This window comes from Actinomadura atramentaria DSM 43919 (assembly GCF_000381885.1).
Taxonomy (GTDB): Bacteria; Actinomycetota; Actinomycetes; order Streptosporangiales; family Streptosporangiaceae; genus Spirillospora; species Spirillospora atramentaria.
Map to the genome: position 1 here is coordinate 71,973 of NZ_KB907218.1, position 23,997 is coordinate 95,969.

The window sequence follows — 23,997 nt, forward strand, 5'->3', positions numbered from 1 at the left end:
GACTTGACCGCGCGCGCCCGGCCCGCCGCCCGCCGAACCCGCAGGAAGCGCGGCGCTCCCGCCCGAACGTCAGTAGACGTCGCGGACGTAGCGTTTCTCGGCGGCCAGCCGTTTGACGTATCCGGCGGCCGCGTCCGCGTCGAGGCCGCCGTGCGTCGCGACGATCTCGCGGAGCGCCGCGTCGACGTCCTTCGCCATCCGGGCCGCGTCGCCGCAGACGTAGACGTGCGCGCCGCCGTCCAGCCACTCCCATACCCGCGCGCCGTGCTCGCGCATCCGGTCCTGCACGTACACCTTCGCGCGCTGGTCGCGGGAGAACGCCAGGTCGAGGCGGGTGAGGACGCCGTCGGCGCGGAAGGCGTCCAGTTCGTCGCGGTAGTAGTGGTCCGTCGCGCGGCGCTGCTCGCCGAAGAACAGCCAGTTGCCGCCGGACGCGCCCGCCGCGCGGCGTTCGGCGAGGAAACCGAGGAACGGCGCGACGCCCGTCCCCGGGCCGATCATGATCGCCGGCGTATCCGGGTCCGCGGGCGGCCGGAAATGCGGGGCGCGCTGGACGTACACGCGGACGTCGTCCTTCTCCGCCCGGTCCGCGAGGTACGTCGAGCAGACGCCGCCGCGCGGCCGACCGTTCTCGCCCTCGTAGCGGATCACCGACACCGTCAGCCGGACGGCGTCCGGCTCCGCGCGCGGGCTGGACGAGATCGAGTACTGCCTGGGCTGGAGCGGCCGCAGCAGGCCCGCCCAGTCCTGCGCGGACGCGGCCAGGTCGAACAGGCGCGGGACGTCCACGGCCTGCCGCCCGAACGTCCACTTCGCCAGCTCGTCGGTGTTGTCGGGGCGCAGCAGGCGTTTCAGCTCGCGGTCACCGGTGCGGTCGAGCGCGAAGCGCAGCAGTTTCGGGGTGAGGCGGGCGATCTCCAGGCGGGTTTCGAGCGTTTCGCGGAACGACGACGCCGAGCCGTCCGCCAGCACCACGGGCGCCGCCGGATCGACGCCCGTCACCTCCAGCCACTCCGCGACGAGCTCGGGCGCGTTGACGGGCCAGACGCCGAGCGCGTCCCCGACCTCGTACTCCAGCGCGCCGCCACCGGTGGAGAACGTGAACTCGCGGACCTCCTTGGCCGCCCCTGGGAAGCTGAGCAGACGATTCGCCACGAGCCGCGTCGCGAACGGCTGCGCCTTGGTGAAAACCCGCCGCCGCACGCCTACATCCGACTCACCCGCGCTCACCTGCGCGGCGGCGTCCAGCTCACGCGCCCTCACGCCCGACCCACGCGCAGCCCTGTGGGCGCTCGCACCCGGTTCCCGCGCGCTCCCCCACACACTTACGCTCGACCCACGCGCGCTCACATCCGACCCGCGTCCCTCCGCGTGGGCATCCGGCTTACTCGAGTTCGCCTCCGCGCTCACGTCCGGCTCACGCGCTCGGACATCCGGCGCATCCGCGCTCACATCTGGCTCACGCCCGCTCACCTTCGCGCGTACATCCGGCTCAGACGCGCACACGTCCGCGCGAGCAGCCGCCTTATTTGCGCTCAGACCCGACGCACGCCCGCTCGTCTTCGCGCGCGCATCCGGTTCACGCGCGCTCATGCCCGGCTCATGCGCGCTCGCGTTCGGCTCGGGCGCACGCACCTCCGCGCGGGCATCCGGCTTACTCGCGCTCACCTCCGGTTCACCCGGACGCTCGTCCGTGCGCGCATCCTGTGCAGTCGCGCTGGCATTCGGCTTGCTCGCGCCTGCCCTCGCGCGAGGTGCGTGCTCGCTCTCGGCGCTGACGTCCGGGCCGTCCGGCGCGGTATCGCCCAAGGTGTGGACGAGACGGTCCAGCCACATGTCCGCGACCTGCTCGTAGTCCGGTTCGCAGTCGGCGCGCGGGAGCAGGCGGGTGCCGCCGAGTTCGGCGAGGCGTTCGTCGAGGCGGCGGCCGTGGCCGCAGAAGTCGCCGTAGCTGGAATCGCCGAACGCCAGCACGGCGTAGCGCAGGCCGGGGAGCGGCGGGTGGCCGGCGTCCGCGAGCGCATCCCAGAGCGCGGCGCCGTTGTCGGGTGCGTCCCCGTCGCCGAACGTGCTGGTGAGGACGACGACCGGCGCGTCCCCGGCGAGGACGTCCGGCGCGCAGTCGTCCATCGCGACCGCGCGCGGCACCCACCCGGCCCCCGCCAACCGCGCCGCAGCGTCCGCAGCGACCTCCTCGGCGGTCCCGGTCTGCGACGCCCACAGCACGACGACCTCCCGCCCGGCCGCGCCGGCCCTTCCACCCGGCCCGCCACCCGCGGCCCCATCAGCCGCGGCGCCGAGCCCGGCGCGCGACGCATCACGCGTCGGCACCGTGCCCTCGCCGAGATCCGCCCCAGGCACGGCCCCCGCGCCGCCGAACAACGCAGCACCCGTTGACGCGACGCCCGCCCCGCCGAACAACGCAGCACCCGTTGACGCGACGCCCGCGCCGCCGGACGCGTCCGCGTTGGGCACAGCGCCCGCATCACCGGACGGCGCATCGCGCCTCGGCAACGCGTTCTTCCCGACCTCCCGCGCAGGCAGCGCACCCGCGCCACCGGACGACGCACCCCCGTCCGCGCCGCCGGACGGCGCATTCCCAGCGTGCGAACCGTCCGCGCCGCCGGACGTCCCGGCCCCCGGCACGCGGGAGAACGCCCCGGCGAGCAGGCCGTTCACGAACAGCGCGCGATCCGCGTCGAGCGGCGCGGGAGCAGGCAGCACCGGCACCGCCCCCGGCCCGGGCACCGATTCGAGTCCCCGCAGGAACCCGGCCAAATACCGCGACTCGACCGACGTCAGGTCAGGAACGTCCGCCGCGCGAACCCCGAGCGCGTCACCGACCGCCGCAACCGCGCCCTCCCACCCGGCCGCCCCGCTCCCCGCACCGGACGCGGCGCGAGCCGCCGCCACGGACGCGGTCGTTTCGGACGAGCCGCGCGCGGGCGCAGCAGACGCACCGCCCGCAGACTCAGCAGTCCCGGCCGCAGCAGACGCAGCGCCGCCAGAAGCGAACTCAGACGCTGACCCAGCGGCGGGCTCAGCGGACGCAGCCGAGAAAGCATCCCCGCCGGGCGCGGACGCCCCCAGCACGGACGCACCGCGCGCGTCATCAGCGGACGCGGCATGCGTGGACGAGGCGGCCGCAGATTGATCAGACACAGGTCCGGCGGACACGGGCCCAGCCGGTCCGGGCGGAGCAGGCGCGGACTTCCCGGACGCGGACCCGGCGGGCGCAGGCCCGGTGAGGCTGGACCGAGCGGCGGGCTCAGCCAACGCAGGCGAAAAAGCGGCCCCGCCGGGCGTGAACGCACCCGGCACGGACGCACCGCGCGCGCCATCAGTGGAACCGGACGCAGTTGGCGCGGGCGAAGTGGGCGCGGACACACCGGATTCGGCCCCGGCAAGCGGAGGTCCCGCGGGGATGGACACAGCGGGCGCAGCCGCCGCAGGCGTGGTGTGGACCTTCGTCAGCGACACCGCGCACACCTTGAGCTCCGGCTGAAGCGACAGCGGGTCCACCGCGTCGCTCGTCACCGCGTTCACGCTGAGGTACTCCCCGAACAGGTCGTTCCAGTGGAACGGCGCGAAACACGACCCCGGCCGCACCCGGTCGGTGACAGAAGCGGGCAGTACCGCGCGGCCGCGCCGGGACGCGACCTCCACGGAGTCGCCGTCCGCGACGCCGAGCGCGCGGGCGTCGTCCGGGTGGAGTTCCACGAACGGCCCCGGGTTGAGCTTGTTGAGCTTCGCGACCCGGCCCGTCTTGGTCAGCGTGTGCCACTGGTGCTGGACGCGCCCGGTGTTGAGCAGGAACGGATAGTCGTCGTCGGGCATCTCGGCGGGCGGCAGGTGCGGCCGCGCGAAGAACCGCGCCCGCCCGCTCGCGGTCGGGAACCGGGGACGGCCGCCGCCCGGCGGGACGTACCGGATCGGGTTCCGGTCATCTCCCTCAACAGACGCGCTGGGCCACTGCACCGGCGTGGACCGCAGCCGCTCGTACGTCACTCCGCGCAGGTCGTAACCGGTCGCGGGGTTGTGGAAAGCCTTGATCTCCTCGAAGACCTCCTCGGCGGACGAATACGAGAACGCGTCAGCGAACCCCATCTCTGCGGCGACGCGCGCGATGATCCGCCAGTCCGGCAGCGCGTCGCCCGGCGCGTCGGCGGCCCGCCGGGCGAGCGTCAGGTTCCGCTCGGAGTTGATCATCACGCCGTCCGCCTCGGACCACAGCGCGGCGGGCAGCACGACGTCGGCGTAGGCGTTGGTCTCGGTGTCGGCGAACGCGTCCTGGGCGACGACGAACTCGGCGGCCTCCAGCCCCTCGATCACCGTCCGCCGGTTCCCCACCGATGCCACCGGGTTGGTGCAGATGATCCAGCACGCCTTGATCTCCCCGGCGGCCATCCGCGCGAACATGTCGATCGTGCCGCCGCCCGCCTCCGCGCGCAGCGTCCCGGGCGCGAGCCCCCAGCGCTCCTCGGTGAACGCGCGGTCCGCGTCGACCAGCGCCGAGCGCTGCCCCGGCAGCCCCGGCCCCATGTACCCCATCTCGCGGCCGCCCATCGCGTTCGGCTGGCCGGTGAGCGAGAACGGCCCGCTGCCCGGACGGCAGATCGCCCCGGTCGCGAGGTGCAGGTTGCACAGCGCGTTGGTGTTCCAGGTGCCGTGGGTGCTCTGGTTGAGGCCCATCGTCCACAGGCTCGTCCAGTCGGAACTTTCGGCGATCCAGCGTGCGGCTGTCCGGAGGTCGTCCGCGGGAACGCCGGTGATCGACGCGACGGCGTCCGGCGTGTAATCCCGCAGGAACTCCGGCAACTCGTCCCAGCCCTCGGTGGCCTCCGCGATGAACGCCTCGTCGATCGAGCCGGACTCCGCGAGCAGGTGCAGCAGCCCGTTCAGCAGCGCGACGTCCGTCCCGGGCCGGAGCTGGAGGAACAGGTCGGCCTTCTCGGCGGTGGCCGTGCGCCGGGGGTCGACGACGATGAGCTTCGCGCCGGCCCGCACCCGGTCCATCAGCCGCAGGAACAGGATCGGATGGCAGTCGGCCATGTTCGCCCCGGCCACGAGGAACAGGTCGGCCCGGTCGAGGTCCTGGTACGAGCCGGGCGGGCCGTCCGCGCCGAGCGACAGCTTGTAACCGGTGCCCGCGCTCGCCATGCACAGCCGCGAGTTCGACTCGATGTTCGGCGTCCGGACGAACCCCTTGGCCAGTTTGTTCGCGAGGTACTGCGCCTCCAGCGTCATCTGGCCGGAGACGTAGAACGCGAGCGCGTCCGGCCCGTGCTCGTCCAGGACCGCGCGCAGCCGGGCGGCGGTGAGCGCTATCGCCTCGTCCGCGCGGACCGCCGCGGGCTCGCCGCCCCGGTCCGCGCGGACGAGCGCCGTCCCGAGCCGCCCCGGCGCGGCGAGCATGTCCGCGCTGGTCGCGCCCTTGGTGCAGAGCCGCCCGAAGTTGGCCGGGTGCGCGCGGTCCCCGGCCGCCCGGACGACGCGCCGCCGCCCGGTCGCGGGGTCGGCCTCGACGTGCAGCACCATCCCGCAGCCGACGCCGCAGTACGAGCACACGGTCCTCACGGTCGTCGCAGCCCGTCCGGGCACGGCGTCCGACACGGTTCCTCCCCCCGCCCACGCGCCCGTGGCGCGAACCGGTACGGAGATTAGGAACCCGCTGTTACGCGAATGTGACTTATGAGACAGTCGGCTTGTTACATCTGCCCAACGCGCGCGACCGACCGTTGTGAGGAGGAGCCCGAGCGGCAACGCCCACCGACCGGGAACGCTCAGGAGTGGAGCGCTCCACCGCCCCGAAGCGATCGAAATCTGTCGGATTAGTCCAGAAGTAAGCCGTTACGTCCCGCAGTCTGGGTGTGATCCGCGACCCACCCCCTACCTACCCGAACAGGCGATCAGCCCTGATGTGACTGCATTCACCCGCAGGTCCGTACACTGGTGACCTGGGGTCACGGTGCCTGACGGCCCAGGGACGGCGTTGTCCCGACGGGCGGGAGTCCCCCTTCCGCCACGGAGCCGCGGCGCGCCGCGACCCTGGTCTTTCACGTACGCGGTGGGACGTACGTCACACTATGTATGCAGGTGTTGGAGGAGGAGAAGCGTGACCGACCGCGACGTGGACGTTCTGAGCAGGGCCCCGTTGTTCGAGGCGCTGGACGAGCAGGGCGCCAAGGCGCTGCGCGCCAACGTGACCGAGGTCCGGCTCGCCCGCGGCCAGACGCTGTTCAACGAGGGCGAGACGGGCGACCGGCTCTACGTCGTCCTGGAGGGCAAGATCAAGCTGACCCGGACCGCCCCCGACGGCCGGGAGAACCTGCTGAGCGTCCTCGGCCCGAGCGAGATGTTCGGCGAGCTGTCGCTGTTCGATCCCCGGCCGCGCACCGCCAGCGCCATCGCCGTCACCGAGTGCCGCCTGGCCGGCCTCGGCCACGACGACCTGCGCCCCTGGCTGACCGGCCACCCGGAGGTCGCGGTGCAGCTCCTGCGCGCGCTCGCGCAGCGGCTCCGCAAGACCAACGACGTCATGGCCGACCTGGTGTTCACCGACGTGCCCGGCCGCGTCGCCAAGGCCCTGCTGGACCTGGCCGAGCGCTTCGGGCAGCCGTCCGAGGCGGGCCTGCACGTCCACCACGACCTCACGCAGGAGGAGCTGGCGCAGCTCGTCGGCGCGTCCCGCGAGACGGTCAACAAGGCGCTGGCCGACTTCGCGCAGCGCAACTGGCTGCGGATCGAGGCGCGCGCCGTCGTCATCCTGGACATCGAGCGGCTGCGCAAGCGGTCGCGCTGACCCGACTCAGCCGCGTTCGGCCAGGTAGTCGAGCTGCGCCTGGACGGACCACTCCGCGACGGGCCACAGCTTGCGGTCCACGTCGCGGTACACGATCTCGACGACCTCCCGTGCCGTCGTCGCCCCGGCGGCGACGGCCGCCTCCACCTGCGCGAGCCGCTCGCGGCGGTGCGCGATGTACTGGTCGAGGACGCCCGCCGGGTCGTCCAGCAGCGGCCCGTGGCCGGGGAGCAGCGTGCCGACGCCCTCGTCGGCGACGAGCGCGCGGAGCCGGTCGAGCGTCCGCAGGTAGTCGCCGAGGCCGCCGTCCAGCACCGGGGTGCCCTGCCCGAGGACGGTGTCGCCGGTCAGCACCGCGCCGTCGGCGGGCAGCCAGAACGCGACGGAGTCGTCGGTGTGGCCGGGGATCGCCAGGACGCGCAGCTCCAGGCCGCCGACCGCGACGACGTCCCCCTCGGCCAGCCCCTCGTCGCCGAGCCGGTGCGCCGGGTCGACCGCGCGCACGCCGACGCCCGCCATCGCGGCGAACTCCCCCGCGCCCTCGGAGTGGTCGGGGTGCCGGTGGGTGAGCAGGACGGCGCCGACGCGCTGCCCGCGCTCCCGCACGGCGTCCATGATCCGCCGCAGGTGGACGCGGTCCTTGGGGCCGGGGTCCACGACGACGACCTCGTCCGCGCCGGGTTCCGCGACGAGCCAGGTGTTGGTGCCCGTCAGCGTCATCATGGAGGGGTTGGGGGCCAGCAGGCAGGTCGCCCGCGCCGTCCCCATCCCGTCGATCTCGCTCATTCGCCCCATCCTGCCCGATTCCACGCCCGGCGCGCGGAGCGGGTTCCAGCCCAGCCGCTCCAGCCCGCGCAGCGCCGACGTGCCCGCCAGCCGCAGCGCGAGCGCGTGCGCGAGCGGACGCCGCCGCGTCACGTCGCCGGGTACCGGTGGCCCGCGTCCTCCGGCAGGACGAGATAGGGCACGCCGTCCACGATCTCCGCCCGCGGCTCGTGGACGACGATCTCGCGCCGCGCGGCCAGCACGTCCGCCACCGTCGCGTACTCCGCCAGCTCCGCGAGCGTCGTCAGCGTCGGCGGCAGCATCAGCCACTCGCCCGCCGTCGCGCGCTCGGCGGCCTCGGCGGGACGCACCCAGGCGACCCGGTCCGCCTCCGTCGAGACGTCCCGCGCGCGCTGGCCCTCGGGGATCGCGGCGACGAAGAACCGCGTGTCGTAGCGCTTGGGCTCGACGGCCGGGGTGATCCAGTGCGTCCAGGGGCGCAGGAGGTCCGAGCGCAGGACGAGCCCGCGCCGCGCCAGGAACTCCGCGAACGACTGGGACCGGTCCAGCAGGGCCCGCCGGTCGGCCTCCCACTCGTCGCCGCGCGTATCGTCCACGACCGACTTCGGCGACGGCCCCGCCAGCAGGACCAGCGTCTCCTCGAACGTCTCCCGGACCGCCGCGCACACCAGCTCGCGCGCCAGCGACGCGTCCGCGCGGAACGCCTCGCCCCACGCGGCGGGCGGCGGCCCGGCCCAGCCGAGGTCGGTCTCGCGGTCGCGCGCGTCCACCGAACCGCCGGGGAACACGTACGCGCCGGGCGCGAACGCCATCGACGAGACGCGCCGCAGCATGAACGCCTGCAGCCCGTGCCGCTCGTGGTCGCGCAGGACGACGACCGTCGCGGCGTGCCGGGGCGGCGCGGGCGGCACCCGGCCGGACAGGATGTCCTCGACCTGGCCGCGCATCTCCGCCGGTAGTCTCAGCCCGTTCACGCCTCGCCCGCCTTCCCCGTCCCGTCTAGCGGACAATTCGGGCATACCGAATGGCGTTCCGTCAAGACCCGGCGACGAGCTCCGCGACGACCTCCACCTCGACCGGCGCGTCCTTCGGCAGCACCGCGACGCCCACCGCGCTCCGCGCGTGGACGCCCCGCTCCCCGAAGACCTCGCCGAACAGCTCGCTCGCGCCGTTGACGACCTGCGGCTGCCCGTCGAACCCCGGTGCGCTCGCCACGAAGCCGACGACCTTCACGATCCGCAGCCGCGACAGCTCCCCGGCCTCGGCCCGCAGCGCCGCCAGCGCGTTCAGCGCGCACACCCGCGCCTGCGCGTACGCCTCGTCCGGCGACACCTCCGCGCCGACCTTCCCGGTGACCGGCAGCTCGCCCTTCACCACCGGCAACTGGCCGGACGTGTAGACCAGCGACCCCGACCGCACCGCCGGGACGTACGCCGCGAGCGGCCGCGCCACCTCCGGGAGTTCCAGCCCCAGCTCCGCCAGCCGCTCCTCGGGCGTGCTCACTGCTCCAGCTCGCGCTTGAAGTAGGCGACCAGGTTCTCCGGGTTCGGGCCCGGCAGGACGGTCACCAGCTCCCAGCCGTCCTGACCCCAGTTGTCGAGGATCTGCTTCGTCGCGTGAACCAGCAGCGGCACGGTCGCGTACTCCCACTTCTTCATACGGGCCACCCTAGCGATCCGCGCCCGGCGCGCCCGCGCGGCGGTCAGGGGGACGGCGTGCTCCCGTCGTCCGGCTCCTCGCCCGCGTCGGAACCGGCGTCGGAGTCGGCGGAAGGCTCGTCCGGGCGGCGTTTCGGTTCGTCCAGGCCGATCACCGGCGGCACCTCCTCCGGCGACGCCAGCCCCGCCGTCTCCTCGGTGGACTTGGCCAGCTCCTGCTCGGCGCGCGCGAGGCGTTCGGCGAGCCCCGGCCGGTCCCCGCCGCCGCTCCGGGGCGCGGCCGCGTCCGGCGCGACGCGCTCGAAGAACCGCAGCACCTCCACCGGCAGCGGCATCACCAGCGTGCTGTTCTTCTCCGCCGCGACGTCCACGACCGTCTGCAGCAGCCGGAGCTGCAGCGACGCCGGGTCCTGCGACATGATCTCGGCCGCCGCCGCGAGCCGCTTGGACGCCTGGAACTCCCCGTCCGCCGCGATGATCCGCGCCCGCCGCTCCCGCTCCGCCTCGGCCTGCCGCGCCATCGACCGCTTCATGCCCTCCGGCAGCGACACGTCCTTGATCTCGACGCGCTCGATCAGGACGCCCCACGGGTCGCGGGTGATCTCGTCCATGATCCGGCGCAGCCGCGCGTTGATCTTCTCCCGCTCGCCGAGCAGCTCCTGCATGTCCGTCTGCCCGATGACCGACCGCAGGGACGTCTGCCCGATCTGCGACACCGCGTTCCCGTAGTCCTGCACGTTCACGATGGCCTTGATGGCGTCGACCACCCGGAAGTACACGACGGCGTCGACCCGGACGCTGACGTTGTCCTGGGTGATGCCCTCCTGCCCGGGCACGTTCATCGTGACGGTCTGCTGGTTGACCTTCTGCATCCGCTCGACGATCGGGATGATCGCCGTCAGGCCGGGCGTCCGCACCGCGCCGGGCCGGAGCCCGTCCGCGCGCTGCACCTGCCCGAAGCGGAACACGATCCCGTGCTCGTACTGCTGCACCACGCGGATCGACGTGCCCGCCGCGAACAGCGCGACCACCGCCACGACGACGAGCACGACCAGTGCCACGCCCATGTTCCCCGCCTTCCCGGTCGCCCCGGCGACGCCCGTCGCCGAGGTATCTACCCATGTCGGCGGCCGGACGCCCCGAACCCGTGTCAGGAATCACTTGCTTGGTCGAGGACCACCCCGGAAGGTCCCGCCGATCGGGCGGTATCGTCGATCGGGTGAGCGCGAGAGACACCGACTGGGACGGCGTACGCCTCCATGTCGTCACGGGCAAGGGCGGCACCGGCAAGACCACCGTCGCCGCCGCGCTGGCCCTCGCCCTGGCCGCGGGCGGGAAGAAGGTGCTGCTCGTCGAGGTCGAGGGCCGCCAGGGCATCGCGCAGCTCTTCGACGCGCCGCCGCTGCCCTACGAGGAGCGCCGCGTCGCGGTCGCGCCCGGCGGCGGGGACGTGTACGCGCTCGCCATCGACACCGAAGAGGCCCTGCTCGAGTACCTGGAGATGTTCTACAGCCTCAAGCGGGCCGGGAAGGCGATGTCGCGGCTCGGCATCGTCGACTTCGTGACGACGATCGCGCCGGGCCTGCGCGACGTCATCCTCACCGGCAAGACCAGCGAGTCCGTCCGCCGCCGCACCAAGGCGGGAGCGTTCCTGTACGACGCGGTCGTGATGGACGCGCCGCCCACCGGTCGCATCACCAAGTTCCTCAACGTCAACGACGAGGTGTCGGGGCTGGCGAAGGTCGGCCCGATCCGCAACCACGCGGACACGGTGATGAAGGTCGTCCGCAGTCCCGAGACGGCCGTCCATTTCGTCACGCTGCTGGAGGAGATGCCCGTCCAGGAGACGATGGACGGCATCGCGGAGCTGACCGAGGTCGGGCTGCCCGTCGGCGGCGTTTTCGTCAACATGGAGCACCCGCCGGTGCTGCCGCCCGACGTCCTGGCCGACGCCGCCGCGGGCCGGCTGGACGCCGGGGAGATCGAGCGCGGCGTGAAGGCCGCCGGGATCGAGGACGACGCGGCGCGCGTCGCGGCCGTCCTGGCCGCCGAGGCCGCCGAGCACGCCCGCCGCACCGCGCTGCAGGCCCGCGAGAAGGAGCGGCTGGCGACGCTGGACCGGCCGCGCTACACGCTGCCCCTGCTCGGCGACGGCATGGACCTCGCCGGACTGTACGAGCTGGCCGCCGCCCTGCGCGACCAGGGCGCGGCGTGACCCGCCCGCGAACGGGAGACTTCCGATGAGCCCTGCCCCGACTCCCGCGCTGGACGTCGACGCCCTCCTCGACGACCCCCGCACCAAGATCATCGTGTGCTGCGGGTCCGGCGGCGTCGGCAAGACCACCACGGCCGCGGCGCTCGGCGTCCGCGCCGCCGAGCGGGGCCGCGACGTCGTCGTCCTCACCGTCGACCCGGCCCGCCGCCTCGCCCAGTCGATGGGCCTGTCGGAGCTGGACAACAGCCCGCGCCGCATCGACGTCGAGGGCGACGGCGAACTGCACGCGATGATGCTCGACATGAAGCGGACGTTCGACGAGATCGTCGAGGCGCACGCCGACCCGGACCGGGCCAAGCAGATCCTCGCCAACCCCTTCTACCAGTCGCTGTCGTCCAGCCTGTCCGGGACGCAGGAGTACATGGCGATGGAGAAGCTGGGCCAGCTCCACCGCTCCGGCGCGTGGGACCTCATCATCGTCGACACCCCGCCGTCGCGGAACGCGCTGGACTTCCTCGACGCCCCCGAGCGGATGGGCCGGTTCCTCGACGGCCGGTTCATGAAGATCCTCGCCGCGCCCGCCAAGACCGGCGGCCGGTTCGGCGTGAAGGTGATCAGCGCCGGGTTCGGCGTGTTCACCGGCGTCATCAACAAGGTGCTCGGGGTCCAGCTCCTGCGGGACGTCCAGACGTTCGTCGCCGCGTTCGACACCATGTTCGGCGGGTTCCGCGAGCGCGCCGAGAAGACGTTCAAGCTGCTCCAGACGCCCGGCACCGCGTTCCTGGTGGTCGCCGCGCCGGAGCCGGACGCGCTGCGCGAGGCGTCGTACTTCGTGGAGCGGCTGGCCGAGGAGCGGATGCCGCTGGCCGGGGTGGTCGTGAACCGCGTCCACGAGGTCGCGGACGTGCTGTCGGCGGCGCGCGCGCAGGCCGCCGCCGAGACCCTGGAGGACCGCGCCGAGCACGCGGCGACGGCCGCGCTGCTGCGGCTGCACACGGGCCGGATGCAGCTCGCGGCGCGCGAGGAGCGGCTGCGCGAGCACTTCTCGTCGGCGCATCCGGCGGTGCCGGTGACGGCGGTCGCGGCGCAGGCCGAGGACGTCCACGACCTCGACGGATTGCGCCGGGTCGGCGCCGACTTGGCGGGCCCGTCGCCCGCCGCGTGATCACCGCGCCAATTACCAGACGGTAACAAAGCCATTCGCGTTCGGCGCGGCAATGATCATGTGAACGGCGGGCGAACGCGGTAACACGCCCGTTACGGGAGCGGAAACTCATTCGGCCGCCGCCCGCCGTACCGGCGGCCGACGGCCGAACGTCCGCGAACACGCAGATCAGGCCCCGGCGGACACCGGGGCCGGACGCGCGTGCGGCGGATCAGCTCGCGACGAGCTGCTCGTGCTCCCTCGCCTCCGCGCGCTCGTAGGCGTCCTTGGCGGTCTCCAGCAGCTCGCGCCAGGACCGCACGTCCGGGCGGCGGCGCAGCAGCGCACGCCGTTCGCGCTCGGTCATCCCGCCCCAGACACCGAACTCGATCCGGTTGTCGAGCGCGTCGGCGAGGCACTCGGTCCGCACCGGGCAGCCGCGGCACACGAGCTTCGCCCGGTTCTGCGCCGCACCCTGCACGAACAGGGCGTCCGGGTCCGCGTTACGGCAGGCGGCGCGGACGGTCCAATCCGTGATCCACATCTCGGCCCCACTCCCCTAGGGTCTTTGCGTCGATTTACGCTCCGCGGGCCGGACGGGCGCGGACGTCAGGCCGCCCAAACGAAAGTCGTGGGGAAGAACTTACGGAAGCCGGGCGCGATTCAACAGACCCCGCAGGACCCATTCTCGATATAGCCCACCGGGACCATGCCGCCCGAACGGACTAGTCACCCGCCGGACGGGCCGCCCGGAACCGTCGATCTTCCGGATAAGACCTACACACACCGGCAAATCACCGCAGGACAGGCGACCCGGCCCGTATGCACTGGTCGGCGCGCGTACCCTTGGTCCCGTGAACCTGGCGAACCAAGATCGCGCGAAGGCCGTCTCGACCCTGTTCCGGCTCCTCGGGGCGGCGGTCGTCGCGGGCGTCCTGGTCGCGTTCATCGCACTGCCCGGCGTCGGCGGCGCCGGACTGACCGCGCGCAACGCCGCCGAGGACTTCGAGAGCATGGACGCCGACCTGAAGACGTCGCCGCCCTCGGAGAAGACCGTCGTGTACGACGCGGGCGGCAAGCAGATCGCCACGTTCTTCGACCGCTACCGCGAGTCCGTCCGCCTCGACCAGGTCGCGCCCATCATGCGCACCGCGATGGTCGACATCGAGGACTCCCGCTTCTACGAGCACGGCGCGCTCGACATCAAGGGCACCATCCGCGCGCTCGCCTCCAACGTCGAGACCGAGCAGACGCAGGGCGGCTCGACGCTGACCCAGCAGTACGTCAAGAACATGCTGGTCGACAGCGCGAAGACCAAGGAGGAGTACGCCGAGGTCACCGCCCCCACGGTCGGCCGCAAGATCCGCGAGCTGCGGTACGCGCTCCACCTCGAGGAGACGATGAAGAAGGACGAGATCCTTCAGGGCTACCTCAACATCGCCTACTTCGGCGCGGGGGCGTACGGCGTGCAGGCCGCGTCGAAGCGGTACTTCAGCAAGCCCGCCTCCAAGCTGACGCTGGACCAGGCGGCGCTCCTCGCCGGGATCACGCAGAACCCGACGGCGTACGACCCGATCCTGCACCCGCAGGAGGCGCGCAAGCGGCGCGACACGGTGCTGTACCGGATGGCGCAGCTCGGGCACATCTCGCAGGCTCAGGCGCAGAAGTCGGCGGCGAAGCCGATCGAGCTGAACCGGACCGATCCGGTCGGGGGTTGCCAGACGAGCGACGCACCGTACTTCTGCGAGTACGTGAAGTACGACATGCTCAACATCTTGTCCAAGGGCAAGTACGCGTCGATGACGTCCAAGCAGAAGCAGACGGTCGTCGACAAGCTCAACCGTGGCGGATACGTCATCCGCACGACGCTCGACCGGAAGGCGCAGAAGGCCGCGGACCGCGCGCTGCGCAACACCGTCTCCCCGACCAGCCACAAGGTCGGCGCGGAGGCGATGGTCGAGCCGGGCACCGGCAAGCTGATGGCGCTCGGGCTCAGCAAGGAGTTCGGGCCTGGGAAGGGCAAGACGACGATCAACCTCGGCGCGGACGCGGCGCACGGCGGCGGCATCGGCATCTCTGCCGGATCGACGTTCAAAGTCTTCACGCTCGCGACGGCGCTGGAGGAGGGCCTGCCCGTCACGACCTCGTTCAACTCGGGGAGCTTCACGACCGTGACCGGCATGACGCGGTGCGACGGCTCCCCGGGCGGCCCTTTCCCCGTCCACAACTCCGATCCCGCCGAAGCCGGGTCGTACAACCTCAAGACCGGCACATGGCACTCGGTCAACACCTTCTACGCGCAGCTCGAGAAGCGCGTCGGCCTGTGCGACGCCGTGAAGATGGCCAAGCGATTCGGGATGAAGAGGGGGGACGGCGGCCAGCTTGAGGACTTCCCTTCCCAGGTCCTCGGCACCAACGAGATCGACATGGTCCATCTCGCCGCCGCGTACGCCGGGTTCGCCGCGCGCGGCAAGTACTGCACGCCGATCTCCATCACCGAGGTCACCGACGCCAACGGCAAGAAGCTGGACGTTCCCAAGTCGAGCTGCAACCAGGCCGTCGACCAGTCCCTCGCCGACCAGGTCAACTCGATTCTCCAGGGCGTCCTGACCAAGGGCACCGCCCGGGGCCGGAGCATCGGCCGCCCGGCCGCCGGCAAGACCGGCACCTGTGAAGACCACATGTGCGCCGTGTTCGCCGGGTTCACCCCGAACCTGGCGGCGGCCAGCGCCTACTGGGACCCGCGCGGGCCCATGAAGTACAAGGTCTACGGCGTCTTCGGCGCCGACCAGCCCGCGTCCATCTGGCAGCAGAGCATGGAAGGCGCCCTGTCCGGCCGCCCCGCGCCGGGCTTCTCCCGGCCCACCGGCGACTTCGGCGACACCGCGTCCGTCCCGGACGTCCACGGGATGTCGGTCGGCGAGGCCAGCGCCAAGCTCCGCGCCCTCGGCTTCGACGTCAACGTCTCCGCCAAGCAGGTCGAGTCCGACCTGCCCAAGGGCAAGGTGGAGTCGACCTCCCCGGGCGCGGGCGGCGAGGCGAGCATCGGCAGCATCGTGATCCTCTACGTCAGCGACGGCCACAAGAAGGACGACGACGAGCCCGACGACCCGGACGGTCCCGACATCCCGCCCGGCACCCGCCACGGCCGCCCGCCCGGCCACTGACAGGGGAGGACCCCCGGCCGCGGCCGGGGGTCCTCGTTCGTTCAGGCGCCGAGCTGGCGTTTCACCTCGGCGGAGACACGACCGCCCTCGGCGCGTCCGGCGACCTTCGGGTTCACGGCCTTCATCACCGGGCCGATGCCGCGCGGGCCCGCCGCGCCCGTCTCGGCGATGGCGTCCGCCACCAGGGCCGTCAGCTCCTCGTCGGAGAGCTGCGCGGGCAGGTACTCCTCCAGCACCGCGCCCTCGTCGCGCTCGGCCTGCGCCTGCTCGGCGCGGCCCGCGTCGGCGAAGGCCGTCGCCGCCTCGCGGCGCTTCTTCGCCTCGCGCGTGAGCACCCGGACGACGTCGTCGTCGGACAGCTCGCGCGCCTGCTTACCGGCGACCTCCTCGTTCTTCACCGCTGTCAGCGCCATCCGCAGCGTGCGGGTGCGCAGGCCGTCGCGGGCCTTCATCGCGGTGGACAGGTCGGTCTCCAGCCTCTCCTTCAGGTCGCTCATGGTGACCATCATGCCCCGCCCGGCGCGTCGGTCTCACCATGATTACCGCGTGCCCCGCCGGTCTGGAACGATAGGGGCATCGGGAAGGAGAACCGTGCGAAAGCTCTACAGCGTGCCCCTCGGCCTCGCCGCCGCAGGCGCGGCCACGTTCGGGTACGCCTCGGTGATCGAGCGGAACTGGTTCCGGCTGCGCCGGGTGCGGGTGCCCGTCCTGCCGCCCGGCCGCCCCTCGATCAAGGTGCTGCACATCTCCGACGCGCACCTCACCCCTGGGCGGACCCGGCTGATCCACTGGGTGCGCTCGCTGGACGCCCTCGAACCCGACCTCGTCGTCAACACCGGCGACACCCTCGCCCACCGCGACGCCATCGGACCGTTCCTCGACGCCCTCGGCCCCCTCCTGGACCGGCCGGGCGTCTTCGTCTACGGGTCCAACGACCTGTACGCGCCGGTCTTCAAGAACCCGCTGCGCTACGTCTGGCGGACGAGCCAGTCCGACTACGCCAAGCGCGACCGCGAGCCGACGCTGCCCTACCGCGAACTGGGCTCGTCGCTGCAGGCCGCGGGCTGGCTGGACCTGAACAACCGGATCGGCCGCCTCAAGGTCGGCGAACTGGACGTCGAGTTCGGCGGCGTGGACGACACCCACATCGGCCGGGGCCGCTACGACCGCATCGCCGGCCCCGTCGACCCCCAGGCGGACGTCCACTTCGGCGTCATGCACTCCCCCGAGCCCTCGGTGATGGACCGCTTCGTCGCCGACGGCTACGACCTGCTCCTGGCGGGCCACACCCACGGCGGCCAGGTCTGCGTGCCGTTCTACGGCGCCCTCGCCACCAACTGCGGCCTCGACCGCCCCCGCGTCAAGGGCCTCCACAAGCACCGCGGCGCCTGGCTGCACGTCTCCGCGGGCCTCGGCACCTCCCCCAAGGCCCCGATGCGCTTCTGCTGCCCGCCCGAGGCGACGCTCATCACCCTGGTCCCCCGCTGACCGGAAAATCAGGGACGCACCACCCCCGCGCATCCGCTAGAGTAGTGGAGGCGCCGGGGGCACGTACGACCTCCGGGCAGCCACCAACCGGGGTGTAGCGCAGCTTGGCAGCGCGCTTCGTTCGGGACGAAGAGGTCGTGGGTTCAAATCCCGCCACCCCGACAGGTTGAAGCAGATCACAGGCCCGTTCCTCTTGACGAGGGGCGGGCCTGAGTCGTTCGTGCCGATGGTCCGCCCGGCCGGTGGGAAAATCGCGGTCATGGCGACGGTGTCCGGTGATTTCGAGTTGACCATGAGCGAGCTGCGAGAAGTGGCGCGCTATGTCGCGGAGAGTGCTCAAGAAGTCCTTCCGGTGTTCGAGGAGGCCGTTCCCGGCGATCCCCGTCCGCGCGCTGCCATCGACGCCGCTTGGGAATTCGTCAACGGCGCGAAGAGGACCAAGCTGCAGCGCGTCACTTCTTTGGACGCGCACCGGGCCGCGAAGGAAGCCGAGGCGGAGACGGCGCGTCTTGCCGCGCGCGCTGCGGGCGACGCCGCGGCCACCGCGTATTTGCATCCGATTGCGCGGGCGACTCAAGTGGGACACATCCTGCGTGCCGCCGCGAGCGCCGCGCGCATCTCCGAGTTGAACGCAGGCGACGACCCTTCCGTCGGAGACCTGCACATCGAGCGAGCGCGGCGACGTGCCACGCCGACCGTGATCGCCGTGCTGTCCCGTTATCCGTTCGCACCGACCGGCAAGAACCGCACCGCGCGACTCATGAATGTTCTGGACGCGTCCCTACGCGCGTCCGATTAACGGAGCTGGGAGCTTGTCCCGCGCGGACGTTGATCTGTTCGGCCACCGCCTTGTGCAGTTCCGCGCGGACCTTCTGCTCGATGTGACGGGTGATCTCGGGTAGCAGGCCGTGGACGCGCATCGCGTCGGCGAACGCCTCGTCCGCCACCTCCTGGGCGAGGTGCATCGCCGCGTCGGCGGGGCAGGCTTCCAGCCCCTCGACCTCGGGTTCCGTCCGCTCTTCGGCGAGCACGACGATCAGTGCGGCGCGGACCTCGCTGTATCCGAAGTCGATCAGCTTCCTGTAGTAGGTCGAGGCGATCAGGGTGGCCATGCTCGCGGGGGTCACCAGATAACCCATCGGGCCGGGGTTCACGTGTTGTCTCCGATCTTCTGTCGGACGTGCCGACGCACGTCTCGGCTATCGCCGCTCAGGCGACCGCCGCTGCTTCGAGGACGAGGTTCCGGATCGTGTGGGCGACCATGACCAGGTCGTTCACGGTGCCGACCGTCGCCGTCGTGTCGGCGTCGCGGAACCACCAGGTGCCGACGCCTTTCTGGTAGACGCACTCGACCGTCATCCGCCGACCGGGGAACGCGGTCGGCGTCACGGTGAGAACGGCGTATCCGTCGGTCCAGTCGAGCGCGGCCGCGACGTCCATGACCTCGACCAACTGCTGGAGGCGGATCAGGTACGTGAGGCGCTGGTACTGCGGGATGTACGGGCGCGGGGCCTCGCCCATCGCCAGCGCCCGGGGTGGCGGCGGAAGGTGGCGTCCCGCGGCTGTGGCCGCGTGCTGTCCGGACACGGCCTACATCTCCGGCTTGACCACGCGGCGGATCGCCTCGGCGGCCGCGGCGGGATCGGTGGGCAGGTCCTCGCCCCACGGCCAGACGGCGCGCAGGGAGCCGTCCCGGCTGACGCGGCGCAGCCGGATGTCCTCGCCCATCGTCCCGCCGCCCTCGGCGTGGAGGTACGGGACGCCCATGCCGTACGGCTGGCGGATCGTGGTGTTCAGCCCGCCGAGCGCTTCCAGGGCCTTGGCGAGCGCGTCGAGGAAGGTGCGCTCCTCGGCGAAGGGGTCCCTGTGCCTCGGGCCGCTGGTCGCCGGTGCGCCTCGCTGTGCGTCGGTGGTCATGGGCGCTCGCTTTCATGTGGGGTCCGCTGTTCCGACCCCCAGGCTGACCCGCCGGAAGTACGCTCGGGAACCGTTGGCGAAGTCAATCGGCGGATTACCCGTGGAGGTCCGGTCCGCATGTCCAGCCCCCTCGAATCAATTCCTCCCGATATCCCCGAAGAGTCCGATTCAGATCCGCGAGAAAGCCTGCGCGCCGAGCTGGCGTACATGATCAAGGTCATGCGCAAGCTCAAAGGGGAGAGCCAGGCGGATCTCGCCAGGGCGCTCTTCGTGTCCCGCGAACTCGTGACGGCCTGGGAAGGGCAGCGGTCCGTCCCCGACCTGGAGTACTGCGCCAAGCTCGACGAGCACTTCGGGACGGACGAGCTGTTCCAGGTGCGCTGGGCGCAGTGCCAGCGCGAGCACATCAAGGCGTGGTTCGAGAAGTACGCCAAGCACGAGCGCAAAGCGACCGAAATTCGAACCTTCCAGCCGCTGTACGTGCCCGGCCTGCTCCAGACTGCTGGCTATATGCGCCTTACCTGGTCCAAAGGTTCCGTGGACGAGGACCTGATCACCAGAAGGACGGAAGAACGCGGCGGCATCCTCAGGCGCGAGGACCCGCCGCATCTCTTCGCGGTCATCGACGAGGGCGCGCTCGTCCGGCCGTTCAAGAACCCTCGGGTCATGCGGGAGCAGCTCCAGCATCTCCTGACGATGGGCGAGCTGCCGCGCGTCCACATCCAGGCTGTCCCCATCACCGGCGGATGGCACGACGGGTTTAACGGCGCGCTCGTCGCCCTGACGATGCCAGACCTCAGCAGGGTCGGATACGTTGAGGCGCAGTTCGGCGGGCGGCTGATCCAAGATCCGGCGGAGGTCGCGGACCTGTCGATACGGTTTGACGAGATCCGGGCTGAAGCGCTGTCCAAGAGCGCCACCCGCGACCTGATCCGCGAGACGATGGAGAAGATGCAGGATGATCCAATGGCGTAAGAGCAGCCACAGCCAGGGCAACGGCCAGGGCGAGTGCGTCGAGGTATCGACCAACGTCACCGCGACCACCCTGGTCCAGGACTCCAAGAACCCCGGCCCGCACCTGGCCCTCGCCCCGACCGGCCTGGCCGCCCTGGTCCGTCAGATCAAGACCGGCGCCCTGGACCTCTGACCCGCTGCTCCGAGAAGGCCCGGCCACCGCCCACGGCGGTGCCGGGCCTTCCTCGTGCCCGGACGACGGCAAGCCGACCGGCCGTCACACGCGTGGTAACACGCGCCGTACCCGGAGTTCCGCCCGCGAATGTCACCGCAACCGCACCTCCGACTGCTCCGCGGTCCAGCCGAATCAGGGGTTACGACCGCAGTGCGGGCCAGAGTTGGGCGAGGTAGTGCTCGCGGCCTTCCAGTTGTCGCAGTGCGGCGAGGTAGGCGGGGTCTTGGTCGTCCTCGAACTCGTCGTCCTCGCTGTAGCGGCGCCACAGTTCTGCGGCCTGCCTGGCGGTTTCCGTCCTGCCGTATCCCGACAGGCGGAGGTAGTACTGGCCTGGAGGGACGTTGAACACGTCTGGTTCACCCCCGGCCGTGATCTGGTCGAACGCCAGTTTCCCCTCGCTGATGTGCAGGACGAACTGGCCTTGGACATCGGGTTCCTCCTGCAGGACCGGCGGGTCGCCGTCCCAGAGTTCGAACCGCACTTGCGGATCGACAAGCTCTTGCTCGACGCCGATGAGGATCTCGTATTCGGAGGCACCGAACCAGCTGAAGCGAAAGGGGATGGGCGGCGGGACGGGCGGCGGGACACGGGACGGGTCGAAGCTCGCTTCGACCGCGATCCCGAACATGTGGCGGTCGGCGATGACGGTGCGGGTGACCGCCGACAACAGTTCGCTCATGCGCCCGCCTTTCCCGGAGCGGATTCGATCGGAACCAGGATAAAACACCCCCCTTCCCCGCCCGATTCTGTTAAAAGAGATCCGGCGTGCTCAGGCGGGCTGCGTGTCAGGTACGCGGACATCGAGCGATTACACCGATCGTAATCACGTTGTAAGTCTCCGTAGTTACGTTGTTGGGTGTGTAGGCGGGTGGGCCGTCTTACGGGGTACGGGGAGAGAGCGATGAAAAGGCTCGTGGTGCGTGTCGCGGTCGTCGGGGTGGTGGTCGCGGGGGCGGCCGTCACCGGTGGGGTGGCGGAGGCGGCGGCGGGGGATTTCGGCGTTTACTCGTCGCCGGGTGGGTCGCATGCTTGGGGGCAGGTGCTCTGGCGGGGGCCCACCGGGTCGGCGTCGAAGGTGTATGCGCACGTGAAGCTCAAGGACAACAAGGCGGACGGGCATCCGGCGGCCGTGCAGTTCGCGGCGGGGAGTAGTTCTCCGTACCTCGTCAATCTCGGGGGGAACGGGTCGGTGTTGGAGGACTGGCCGAATCTCGTCGATCGGAACGTCAGTTATGTGCGGGTGCGGGCGTGTCTTGTTCGGGGGGACAAGAAGACGCTTTACGCGTGCGGGGCGTGGAAGCGCGTCAATCGGCACTAGCGCGGGGTGAGCGGCGGAGCAGGTACTCGGCTACGGCCAGGTTGACGGCCCAGCCGAGGACCTGGCCGTACGGGATTGCGGCGGTGACCGCGGCGGCGCGGTCGTCTATGCCGACCGTCAGGAATCGGCCCAGGAGCAGGAGCGGGACGACCATTCGCGAGGTTACGGCCAGGAACGTCAGCGCGTAGTTGCGGGTCATCCAGGCTCGGTGCTCGGCGAAGTCTCGGCGGCGGGCGGCGCGGTAGGCGAGTGCGCCGGTCGCCAGCCAGAGGACGGCGGGGATCGTCAGGCCGACCTGGGTGATGAGGCGGCCGGAGAGGATCGCCACCGGAATCGCCGTTACTGCGGACGGAAGTACGCCCAGGCCCAGATAGACGCGGCCGATTGTGCGGTGGACTCGAGGGTTTCTGCGGATTGCCGGGATGAATTGCAGCGGGCCGAGTACCAGGGCCACTAGTGCGGTGAAGATGTGTGCGACGAGTAGTCCGTAGTGCGTGCCGTCGCCGGTGTCGAGGCGGCTCGAATCGGCGTCGAGCAGCGCGTAGGGGCTGACCAGGACGGCCCCGGCCACGGTGGCGACGACGAACATCAGCCAGATGCGGCGGGCGCGCGGTGGGGATTCGGGCGCGGTTCCGCTGTTCGTCTGCACCGTGACCTCGTCTCCTCGGGGCGCCGTTCATCGGGCACCCATCGTGGAGCGCGGACGGTTCGCGGTGCGTCCGCCTGGAGGCGGCAGTGCGTGTACGTCCCTGGAGGTAGACGGCGTGCGATCGGGCGCAGCTCAGGTCACGAACATCTCGGGTTGGCCTGGTCGGACGGAGAACCCGTCCTACTCGGAGGTGATGATGTCGGGTTCGTTGGGCGGGTGAGGACTGGCGCTGGGAAAGCGGGCGTGGAGCCAGGCTCGGCGGCGAGGGACGCTCGGGACCAGGCGGGCGAGGCCGCGAGCGTGCGGGGATCGAGTGAGGACGCCCGCGACCAGTTCGAAGGGGGCCGTTCCGAAGATTTCGGCGACCCTGCGGTCGTTGGCTCGGCAGATGGCCCGGCCCACCGTGAGAGTTTCGAGGGCGATGAACGCGTAGCAGAGCAGGATTGCGCAGGCGATTCCTGCCGTATGGCTCATGCCGTCGACCAGGTGGGGGGCGGCCATGCCGAGCGCTGCCAAGGCGACGGCGACCAAACAAATGACGACTTGGCGCGCCCATCGGATGTGCCTGTGTTTCCCGAAGAGGACCAGGGCGTAGGCGGTCGCCGCGTACTGCTCGTCGGGGGTGAGCGCCGTGAAACGGTCGTCGACGACGATGGTTCGGCGGTTCAGGCGCACGCCCATGCCGATGTGGCAGTTCGGGGAGAGGCGGCCGGCCGCGACGTGCGGGCGCGCGACATTGAGCGGCGGTGCGAGTTCCGCGACGAGGTGTTCGACCGCCTGGAGATCAGTCACGGCGCGCATCCTGTCATAGGTGGATGAGGTCGCCTATCCGGTCCGATGTGCGTTCGCGTTCAGTGGGGGCGCGCGTGACGTGCTGTGACCTGGCCGATTCGGAGGCCGAATGCATCGCCCGCCCGGCTGTTCGCCGAGGCGCGGTGGCCCGCCGGCCGCAGGCTCGATGCTCGGCGTCGACCGGCCGTGGGACGGATGATCGCTGCTCGACGCGTTGCCGGGTTGGACGTGCCGCTGGCCGGTCGGCCGCCTTGGGGGCGGCCGACCGGGTATGGGTGGCGAGGCTGGCCAATGTGTCCCGGATTCAGTCGGGTAGCGGTCCGACCGCGTCCGTTGGGCTGGTGGTCGGGCGCCAGATGCGATCGCCCAGAAGGGACAGGACCGCCGGGAGCAGAACTCCGCGGACCAGGGTCGCGTCGATGAGGATCGCCGCGGACAGGCCGACGCCCATCATCTTGTACTCGATCGCGGAGAGGACGCCCTAGGCGGCGCCGAGTGACAGCAGGTTCAGCGCGATCGACGCGAGCGCGACGGGTGGGGAGCGGAACGCGGCGGTCAGCAGGACGACGGCGAGCACCAGCACGAATCCGACGACGAGCGGGGCCTTCGCCGAGACCGCGTCGGTGAAGTCGCGCGCGAACGCCGTCTTCCCCGCGACGGCGTGGTCGACGCCGGGCAGGGCGGCGAGCGCGGGCGTCGCGCGGAGACGTTCCAGCGAGCGGGTCGCCGCTGGGCCGTTATTGAACTCGGAGAGCGGGACGCGCGCGACGGGGACGCGCGCGGTCGTCAACGGACGCAGGTCCGCGACGGCCTTCGCGACGGCGGGCGAGTCCAACGCGCCCGGCCGCGTCTCCCACAGCACGACCCGTGCA

The 23,997-nt window shown here is 71.5% G+C and carries 24 protein-coding genes and 1 tRNA gene; 10 read left to right on the top strand and 15 right to left on the bottom strand.

Features of this window, described 5'->3' with window-relative positions:
- Nucleotides 1–69: 69 nt before the first annotated feature.
- The gene (locus G339_RS40590; protein ID WP_019633542.1) at nucleotides 70–5,613 is read right to left on the bottom strand and encodes a molybdopterin-dependent oxidoreductase; all 5,544 of its coding nucleotides are present in this window, start codon (nucleotides 5,611–5,613) and stop codon (nucleotides 70–72) included.
- A gap of 502 nt (nucleotides 5,614–6,115) precedes the next feature.
- On the opposite strand from G339_RS40590, the gene G339_RS0123650 reads away from it, so the two are divergent.
- Complete coding sequence (locus G339_RS0123650) at nucleotides 6,116–6,802, top strand: Crp/Fnr family transcriptional regulator (protein WP_019633543.1); 687 nt, start codon at nucleotides 6,116–6,118, stop codon at nucleotides 6,800–6,802.
- A gap of 6 nt (nucleotides 6,803–6,808) precedes the next feature.
- Here the strand turns inward: G339_RS0123650 and G339_RS0123655 are convergent, their stop codons facing one another.
- The 5 genes from G339_RS0123655 to G339_RS0123675 form a co-directional block, all read right to left on the bottom strand.
- On the bottom strand, nucleotides 6,809–7,720 hold the full coding sequence (locus G339_RS0123655) for an MBL fold metallo-hydrolase (RefSeq protein WP_019633544.1): 912 nt from the start codon (nucleotides 7,718–7,720) through the stop codon (nucleotides 6,809–6,811).
- A complete protein-coding gene (locus G339_RS0123660; RefSeq protein ID WP_019633545.1) occupies nucleotides 7,717–8,535 on the bottom strand; it encodes an NUDIX hydrolase in 819 nt (272 codons plus the stop codon). The genes G339_RS0123655 and G339_RS0123660 overlap by 4 nt, the downstream gene beginning before the upstream one ends.
- Before the next feature lie 88 nt (nucleotides 8,536–8,623).
- Nucleotides 8,624–9,091 carry a RidA family protein gene (locus tag G339_RS0123665; protein ID WP_019633546.1) on the bottom strand — a complete coding sequence of 156 codons (468 nt, stop codon included), beginning with the start codon at nucleotides 9,089–9,091 and terminating at the stop codon, nucleotides 8,624–8,626.
- Nucleotides 9,088–9,246: a Sp36 family protein gene (locus G339_RS39110; protein WP_019633547.1), complete on the bottom strand. Its 159-nt coding sequence runs from the start codon at nucleotides 9,244–9,246 to the stop codon at nucleotides 9,088–9,090. The genes G339_RS0123665 and G339_RS39110 overlap by 4 nt, the downstream gene beginning before the upstream one ends.
- 44 nt (nucleotides 9,247–9,290) lie before the next feature.
- A complete protein-coding gene (locus tag G339_RS0123675) occupies nucleotides 9,291–10,313 on the bottom strand; it encodes an SPFH domain-containing protein (RefSeq protein ID WP_019633548.1) in 1,023 nt (340 codons plus the stop codon).
- A 152-nt stretch (nucleotides 10,314–10,465) separates the two neighbouring features.
- On the opposite strand from G339_RS0123675, the gene bagA reads away from it, so the two are divergent.
- Both bagA and bagB read left to right on the top strand, forming a co-directional pair.
- Nucleotides 10,466–11,461, top strand: a complete 996-nt coding sequence (gene bagA / locus G339_RS0123680) for an ATPase BagA (RefSeq protein ID WP_019633549.1) — start codon at nucleotides 10,466–10,468, stop codon at nucleotides 11,459–11,461.
- A 25-nt stretch (nucleotides 11,462–11,486) separates the two neighbouring features.
- Nucleotides 11,487–12,626 carry an ATPase BagB gene (gene bagB / locus G339_RS0123685; protein WP_019633550.1) on the top strand — a complete coding sequence of 380 codons (1,140 nt, stop codon included), beginning with the start codon at nucleotides 11,487–11,489 and terminating at the stop codon, nucleotides 12,624–12,626.
- Between the two features lie 211 nt (nucleotides 12,627–12,837).
- Here bagB and G339_RS0123690 read toward each other — a convergent pair whose 3' ends face one another.
- Complete coding sequence (locus G339_RS0123690) at nucleotides 12,838–13,149, bottom strand: WhiB family transcriptional regulator (protein WP_019633551.1); 312 nt, start codon at nucleotides 13,147–13,149, stop codon at nucleotides 12,838–12,840.
- Between the two features lie 310 nt (nucleotides 13,150–13,459).
- Here G339_RS0123690 and G339_RS35080 point away from each other — a divergent pair, with 310 nt between their 5' ends.
- A complete protein-coding gene (locus G339_RS35080; RefSeq protein ID WP_051107942.1) occupies nucleotides 13,460–15,772 on the top strand; it encodes a penicillin-binding protein in 2,313 nt (770 codons plus the stop codon).
- Nucleotides 15,773–15,813: 41 nt separating this feature from the next.
- Here G339_RS35080 and G339_RS0123700 read toward each other — a convergent pair whose 3' ends face one another.
- Nucleotides 15,814–16,269 carry a GatB/YqeY domain-containing protein gene (locus G339_RS0123700; RefSeq protein WP_026341723.1) on the bottom strand — a complete coding sequence of 152 codons (456 nt, stop codon included), beginning with the start codon at nucleotides 16,267–16,269 and terminating at the stop codon, nucleotides 15,814–15,816.
- 94 nt (nucleotides 16,270–16,363) lie between these two features.
- On the opposite strand from G339_RS0123700, the gene G339_RS0123705 reads away from it, so the two are divergent.
- The 3 genes from G339_RS0123705 (at nucleotide 16,364) to G339_RS0123715 (ending at nucleotide 18,059) form a co-directional block, all read left to right on the top strand.
- Nucleotides 16,364–17,260 (top strand): metallophosphoesterase, encoded by an 897-nt coding sequence (locus G339_RS0123705; protein ID WP_019633553.1) that lies wholly within the window; start codon nucleotides 16,364–16,366, stop codon nucleotides 17,258–17,260.
- 88 nt (nucleotides 17,261–17,348) lie between these two features.
- A tRNA-Pro gene (locus tag G339_RS0123710) sits at nucleotides 17,349–17,422 on the top strand.
- Nucleotides 17,423–17,519: 97 nt separating this feature from the next.
- Nucleotides 17,520–18,059 (top strand): putative immunity protein, encoded by a 540-nt coding sequence (locus G339_RS0123715; RefSeq protein WP_026341725.1) that lies wholly within the window; start codon nucleotides 17,520–17,522, stop codon nucleotides 18,057–18,059.
- Here the strand turns inward: G339_RS0123715 and G339_RS0123720 are convergent.
- The 3 genes from G339_RS0123720 to G339_RS0123730 all read right to left on the bottom strand — a co-directional run bounded on the left by G339_RS0123720 (nucleotide 18,019) and on the right by G339_RS0123730 (nucleotide 19,177).
- Nucleotides 18,019–18,372, bottom strand: a complete 354-nt coding sequence (locus G339_RS0123720; RefSeq protein WP_157407975.1) for a hypothetical protein — start codon at nucleotides 18,370–18,372, stop codon at nucleotides 18,019–18,021. The two genes, G339_RS0123715 and G339_RS0123720, sit on opposite strands and share 41 nt — an antisense overlap.
- Nucleotides 18,373–18,469: 97 nt before the next feature.
- Complete coding sequence (locus tag G339_RS0123725; protein WP_019633556.1) at nucleotides 18,470–18,781, bottom strand: hypothetical protein; 312 nt, start codon at nucleotides 18,779–18,781, stop codon at nucleotides 18,470–18,472.
- Between the two features lie 69 nt (nucleotides 18,782–18,850).
- A complete protein-coding gene (locus G339_RS0123730; RefSeq protein ID WP_019633557.1) occupies nucleotides 18,851–19,177 on the bottom strand; it encodes a hypothetical protein in 327 nt (108 codons plus the stop codon).
- Nucleotides 19,178–19,294: 117 nt separating this feature from the next.
- On the opposite strand from G339_RS0123730, the gene G339_RS0123735 reads away from it, so the two are divergent.
- Entirely contained in the window at nucleotides 19,295–20,152 is an 858-nt protein-coding gene (locus G339_RS0123735; protein WP_019633558.1) for a helix-turn-helix domain-containing protein, read from the top strand.
- The gene (locus G339_RS0123740) at nucleotides 20,136–20,324 is read left to right on the top strand and encodes a DUF397 domain-containing protein (protein WP_019633559.1); all 189 of its coding nucleotides are present in this window, start codon (nucleotides 20,136–20,138) and stop codon (nucleotides 20,322–20,324) included. The genes G339_RS0123735 and G339_RS0123740 overlap by 17 nt, the downstream gene beginning before the upstream one ends.
- A gap of 181 nt (nucleotides 20,325–20,505) precedes the next feature.
- Here the strand turns inward: G339_RS0123740 and G339_RS0123745 are convergent, their stop codons facing one another.
- Complete coding sequence (locus tag G339_RS0123745; RefSeq protein WP_019633560.1) at nucleotides 20,506–21,045, bottom strand: hypothetical protein; 540 nt, start codon at nucleotides 21,043–21,045, stop codon at nucleotides 20,506–20,508.
- A 222-nt stretch (nucleotides 21,046–21,267) separates the two neighbouring features.
- Here G339_RS0123745 and G339_RS0123750 point away from each other — a divergent pair, with 222 nt between their 5' ends.
- Entirely contained in the window at nucleotides 21,268–21,684 is a 417-nt protein-coding gene (locus tag G339_RS0123750) for a hypothetical protein (protein WP_019633561.1), read from the top strand.
- Here the strand turns inward: G339_RS0123750 and G339_RS0123755 are convergent.
- The 3 genes from G339_RS0123755 to G339_RS39535 form a co-directional block, all read right to left on the bottom strand.
- Nucleotides 21,671–22,333 carry a DUF2306 domain-containing protein gene (locus G339_RS0123755; RefSeq protein WP_019633562.1) on the bottom strand — a complete coding sequence of 221 codons (663 nt, stop codon included), beginning with the start codon at nucleotides 22,331–22,333 and terminating at the stop codon, nucleotides 21,671–21,673. The two genes, G339_RS0123750 and G339_RS0123755, sit on opposite strands and share 14 nt — an antisense overlap.
- Before the next feature lie 180 nt (nucleotides 22,334–22,513).
- Nucleotides 22,514–23,125 (bottom strand): hypothetical protein, encoded by a 612-nt coding sequence (locus G339_RS0123760; protein WP_157407976.1) that lies wholly within the window; start codon nucleotides 23,123–23,125, stop codon nucleotides 22,514–22,516.
- Nucleotides 23,126–23,606: 481 nt separating this feature from the next.
- Entirely contained in the window at nucleotides 23,607–23,987 is a 381-nt protein-coding gene (locus G339_RS39535) for an MMPL family transporter (protein WP_019633565.1), read from the bottom strand.
- Nucleotides 23,988–23,997 lie beyond the last annotated feature (10 nt).

What these genes read in the sequence shown, in the direction of transcription:
- G339_RS0123660 (WP_019633545.1), bottom strand. Translation starts at nt 8,535, where the DNA reads ATGCGCGGCCAGGTCGAGGACATCCTGTCCGGCCGGGTGCCGCCCGCG.
- G339_RS39110 (WP_019633547.1), bottom strand. Translation starts at nt 9,246, where the DNA reads ATGAAGAAGTGGGAGTACGCGACCGTGCCGCTGCTGGTTCACGCGACG.
- G339_RS0123675 (WP_019633548.1), bottom strand. Translation starts at nt 10,313, where the DNA reads ATGGGCGTGGCACTGGTCGTGCTCGTCGTCGTGGCGGTGGTCGCGCTG.
- bagB (WP_019633550.1), top strand. Translation starts at nt 11,487, where the DNA reads ATGAGCCCTGCCCCGACTCCCGCGCTGGACGTCGACGCCCTCCTCGAC.
- G339_RS0123690 (WP_019633551.1), bottom strand. Translation starts at nt 13,149, where the DNA reads ATGTGGATCACGGATTGGACCGTCCGCGCCGCCTGCCGTAACGCGGAC.
- G339_RS0123700 (WP_026341723.1), bottom strand. Translation starts at nt 16,269, where the DNA reads ATGAGCGACCTGAAGGAGAGGCTGGAGACCGACCTGTCCACCGCGATG.
- G339_RS0123715 (WP_026341725.1), top strand. Translation starts at nt 17,520, where the DNA reads ATGGCGACGGTGTCCGGTGATTTCGAGTTGACCATGAGCGAGCTGCGA.
- G339_RS0123720 (WP_157407975.1), bottom strand. Translation starts at nt 18,372, where the DNA reads ATGGCCACCCTGATCGCCTCGACCTACTACAGGAAGCTGATCGACTTC.
- G339_RS0123725 (WP_019633556.1), bottom strand. Translation starts at nt 18,781, where the DNA reads ATGGGCGAGGCCCCGCGCCCGTACATCCCGCAGTACCAGCGCCTCACG.
- G339_RS0123730 (WP_019633557.1), bottom strand. Translation starts at nt 19,177, where the DNA reads ATGACCACCGACGCACAGCGAGGCGCACCGGCGACCAGCGGCCCGAGG.
- G339_RS0123735 (WP_019633558.1), top strand. Translation starts at nt 19,295, where the DNA reads ATGTCCAGCCCCCTCGAATCAATTCCTCCCGATATCCCCGAAGAGTCC.
- G339_RS0123740 (WP_019633559.1), top strand. Translation starts at nt 20,136, where the DNA reads ATGATCCAATGGCGTAAGAGCAGCCACAGCCAGGGCAACGGCCAGGGC.
- G339_RS0123745 (WP_019633560.1), bottom strand. Translation starts at nt 21,045, where the DNA reads ATGAGCGAACTGTTGTCGGCGGTCACCCGCACCGTCATCGCCGACCGC.
- G339_RS0123750 (WP_019633561.1), top strand. Translation starts at nt 21,268, where the DNA reads ATGAAAAGGCTCGTGGTGCGTGTCGCGGTCGTCGGGGTGGTGGTCGCG.